This window comes from Candidatus Cloacimonadota bacterium, assembly GCA_020532085.1.
Taxonomy (GTDB): Bacteria; Cloacimonadota; Cloacimonadia; order Cloacimonadales; family Cloacimonadaceae; genus Syntrophosphaera.
Window position 1 is genome coordinate 1 of the sequence record JAJBAV010000077.1, and the last position, 4,035, is coordinate 4,035.

Consider the following 4,035-nt stretch of genomic DNA (forward strand, 5'->3'; position numbering starts at 1 on the left):
AATCACCCCGCTTTGTCAAGGTATTGCGCGTCAAAATGCGCGTTGAGTCGGGCCCGGTAATCGGCCATGAATTTATCCAGAGGGTTTCTCTGCAGAAAGGTTTTTGCCGCTTCCACGGCCTCCGCATAGGTGCTGGCGTCAAAAAATTTCTTGGCCGTGTCCGGATCGCAAAAGCGGTTTCCCAAGTCGTAACTGGAGGTCGCCGTGGTGAGGTATTTTGCCATCTCGAACGGGCTGTATTTCCCGCCTTTTCCGTGTGGCGGTCGCAGCAATCCCGGCGCAAGATCGTAGCTGTGTTTCAACCCGAGGCGCCGCCGCGCCTCGTCCATCGCAAAGGCGAAGTGCCTAATCCATTTGTTCCCGCAGCGCTGCTTGCCGCTGGTCAACCCTATTTCCCGGTCCGCCCACGCTGATGCCAGGGGGATGTAGCTGTCGATGGTGGCAATGTAGGTTTTGCGTGTCATGTTGCCCTCCCTATGCGATTAAACTCATTTGTTTTGCGGTGTTGGTGTCGGCCTCAACGAGGTTTTTAACGGCCTGCCTGAAATAACTGTCTTTCAATTCAACCCCGACGAATTTTCTACCCATTTTCAATGACTGGTAGCCTTCTGACCCGATCCCGGCAAATGGCGAGAAAACCGTGTCGCCCTCATTGGTCCACAGTTGCAAGGCGCGTTCAATAACGTCGAGTTGCAACGGGCAAATGTGCCGTTCGTCTTTATCGTCGCGAGCGGAAGTACGCTGCAATGTGTTGGACGGGTTAATGTCCATCCAGACAGGGGAGGCGTACCTCTGCCACACGTCAATGGACAAATTTTTCGTTTGTTTGAACGTCCCATGATCGCCCGCGAAATACTTAAGTTCACCGCACACAGGTTCTGGGTTTTCCCCCGGTTTGCGCATGACCACCAGATAATCGGGTATGCCCTGACGCGACATGCAACTGTCTTTTTTCAGCTGTTTGTGCAGTAATCCTAATGCTTTGGTGCGCTGCATGGCCGTCACCGGGTCTTTCCAGATCACCACTTCGCTGTGATATATCCAGCCAGCGTCCTGAAATATTTTGATGAGTTGCCCGCGAAAATCCTTAATGCCGATAACCCCGTCGCGCGCTTTACTGGTCGGAAGATTCATGCAATGAAACGCGCAGAGCCTCCCCGGCTTAGTAATACGCAACAGTTCCGGCACCAAGAACCGGAAATGGTCAGCAAATTCCTGATCCGTTTTACAGTTCCCCATGTCGCGGTCGCTGGCCGAGTAGGTATAAAGCGATGCGAACGGCGGGGAAAATATCGAAAAATGCACGCTGTCGTCGGGGATTTCCCGCGTTACGTCAACGCAATCGCCATGGTATAAGGTCCAATTTTCGGATGATTCAACCCCACGCGCATAGTCAACAGTCTGACGCGTTGTGCCGTGGATCTCATCGGTGTTAATACCCGCCATATATTTCACCATTTCTGACGCCATTCGATCAGCATCGGATTCTTTTCGCTCGATGTTTTTTACAACGGCCCCTTCGGTTTCTGCCGTCACCACATGGACCGTGACTTTTTTGGTTTGTCCGAACCGCCAGCATCGCCTAACCGCCTGATAAAATTGCTCATAGGAATCGGACAGGCCGAGAAAAATCATAGTGTCGCAATGTTGCCAGTTCATACCGAACCCGGCGATGCTTGGTTTGGTGACAAGCGTTTTAAAACTGCCATCCGAAAAGCCGAGCATGGCAGATTCTTTGTGCTCGTTTTTATCAGAGCCTTTCACCTCTACCGCGCCGTCAATTAAATGTTTTGCTGCGGCAGATTCATCGTTGAGGTTGCACCATACTAGGCACGGCCCGTCCGTGTTGTTGGCAATTTCTGCTGCAAGTTTGGCACGTTTATCCACTGTGGCTTTCCGCTCTTGCTGTCGCTCCTGCAATGTAAGCGCCTCGACCGGGAACAGGAACCCATCTGGGGCTTCATCCTTTTTGACAACATGGTGTTTAATCTCAAGCGGCGGCAAAATAAATCCGGCGTCGTCATACCCAAGATCGGACGGTTTGCGAATCATGACTGCCCAGGACGCCACCCATCGCCAGAAATCATTTTGAGCATGCCCTTTTATCCGCCATTTCTGTGTTTCGCCCCCGTCATGCACAAAAAACATGCTTAACATTTCCGCACGGCTCATCACACCCAAAAACTCTGCATGGTTGCCAAGTTCCATATGATCGTTCGGGGCTGGCGTTGCGGTACACGCCAAACGAAAGCCCGTGTTCTTGAACGCATCTATAATCTCGTTTCTTATTTTCCCGGTATAGCTCTTTAAAATTGATGATTCATCAAGGACGACACCAGCAAAATGGTCGGCATTAAATTTGCCCAGCATTTCATAATTGGTTATTGTGATTCCTGATGAAACTTGTTCTTGGCTGCGGCAATACTTCGCGTCAATGCCAAACTTCGCGCCCTCCCTAACGGTTTGCATTGACACGGCCAGCGGAGCCAGGATTAACACATCGCCGCCCGTATACTCATGAACATGCTTCCCCCACTCTAGCTGTATGGCTGTTTTGCCCATCCCGCAATCTGCAAATAGCGCCGCCCTACCACGCTTTAATGCCCAACGAACAATGTCTTTCTGGAATTCGAACAGTGCCGGGTTTATTCCAACGTCTGCGCGTATTCCAGTTGCCGCGTCCGCCACGGCTTTTTTCTGCAAAAAATCCTCGTATCGCATACCTGAACCTCCTAAAACCAGCGACTCCCCACCATTAAAATAGTTGAGTGCGGTACATCGCGCCTCCGTTAAAATGGGATTTCGCTGTCGTCGCTAAACTGATAGCCGTCGTCCTGCTGCTGATTACCCGTCTCGCTTCCGTGCTGGCCGCGTGAGCCACTTTCTTGCCTCGTGCCTGTGTTGGTGTTGCCCCGGCCTTGCGCGTCGCCCTTGGAGCCTAAAAGCTGCATTTGGTCGGCTACTACCTCAACGCTGTAACGGTCGTCCCCGTCACGGTCTTGCCATTTGCGAGTGCGCATCTTGCCGGAAACGTAAATCTGCTGGCCTTTGGTACAATATTGGGCAATGATTTCCGCCAGTTTTTTGAAGGCCACCACGTTCACCCATTCGCAGCCTTCCTTGTCTTTGCCTTTCCAGCCGACCGCCAACGTGAAGTTGACGACGGCATCGCCATTGGGTAAATAACGCTGCTCAGGGTCCTTGCCGAGCCTACCGATAAATTGACACAAGTTCAGATCGTTCGCCATGTTACGCTCCACAGTTAAGGTGATTGTTTAAGTTTCGTTCCAGCCGCGAAAGCTTAGCATTTACGGCTTTGTCAATGTCGTCATCCCAAAAGATCAGCCTCGGATATACGGTGCAAATCTCCACGTCCGCCATTTCCTCGATCATGCTGTCGTAGGTTTTTGGCGTCGGGTCGGCCAAGTACAGTTGACCGCCGCTGCCGCCTCGCTGCATTCCTCGGCGTATTTGTGGAGTTGCCGCATGTTGCCGTGTTTGCACAGCGCCTGTTGTTGTGCCGTCATAACCATGTCAGTTCACCCGAGGTCAAAACAGTATGTAGCTTCGCCGTTTGAGCAACTCTGGCAGCGGCTCTGGCAGCGGCCCATGCAGCGTCACTGGCAGCGTCACTGGCAGCGGCCCATGCAGCGTCACTGGCAGCGGATCTGGCAGCGGCCCATGCAGCGTCACTGGCAGCGGATCTGGCAGCGGCCCATGCAGCGTCACTGGCAGCGGATCTGGCAGCGTCACTGGCAGCGGCCCATGCAGCGGCCCATGCAGCGGCTCTGGCAGCGGCTCTGGCAGCGTCACTGGCAGCGGCCCATGCAGCGTCCCAGGCAGCGGCTAACTCATCATCCGTGGCTTTGCCCTCTGCGTGGTCCCAGGCCACAACCAAAGAATTCTTACTCCTCTCATCGTCCATTAGGTGTTCGACCTGCCTAGCGCACCAGACGGCGTATTTCCGCCAAAGATTGTTATGCTCGGGCACAGTCTGTAGCGCCCAAAGGCAGTCATCGAGGCCATTGCTTTCAA

3 protein-coding genes are annotated in these 4,035 nt (G+C 53.2%); all 3 read right to left on the reverse strand.

Annotated features, from left to right (window positions below):
• Nucleotides 1-2 precede the first annotated feature (2 nt).
• The 3 genes from LHW45_11070 to ssb all read right to left on the reverse strand — a co-directional run bounded on the left by LHW45_11070 (nucleotide 3) and on the right by ssb (nucleotide 3,248).
• Nucleotides 3-464 (reverse strand): hypothetical protein, encoded by a 462-nt coding sequence (locus LHW45_11070; protein MCB5286109.1) that lies wholly within the window; start codon nucleotides 462-464, stop codon nucleotides 3-5.
• Nucleotides 465-474: 10 nt separating this feature from the next.
• Nucleotides 475-2,721, reverse strand: a complete 2,247-nt coding sequence (locus tag LHW45_11075) for a helicase (GenBank protein ID MCB5286110.1) — start codon at nucleotides 2,719-2,721, stop codon at nucleotides 475-477.
• 68 nt (nucleotides 2,722-2,789) lie between these two features.
• Nucleotides 2,790-3,248: a single-stranded DNA-binding protein gene (gene ssb, locus LHW45_11080; GenBank protein ID MCB5286111.1), complete on the reverse strand. Its 459-nt coding sequence runs from the start codon at nucleotides 3,246-3,248 to the stop codon at nucleotides 2,790-2,792.
• Nucleotides 3,249-4,035: the final 787 nt, after the last annotated feature.

What these genes read in the sequence shown, in the direction of transcription:
- LHW45_11075 (MCB5286110.1), bottom strand. Translation starts at nt 2,721, where the DNA reads ATGCGATACGAGGATTTTTTGCAGAAAAAAGCCGTGGCGGACGCGGCA.
- ssb (MCB5286111.1), bottom strand. Translation starts at nt 3,248, where the DNA reads ATGGCGAACGATCTGAACTTGTGTCAATTTATCGGTAGGCTCGGCAAG.
- LHW45_11070 (MCB5286109.1), bottom strand. Translation starts at nt 464, where the DNA reads ATGACACGCAAAACCTACATTGCCACCATCGACAGCTACATCCCCCTG.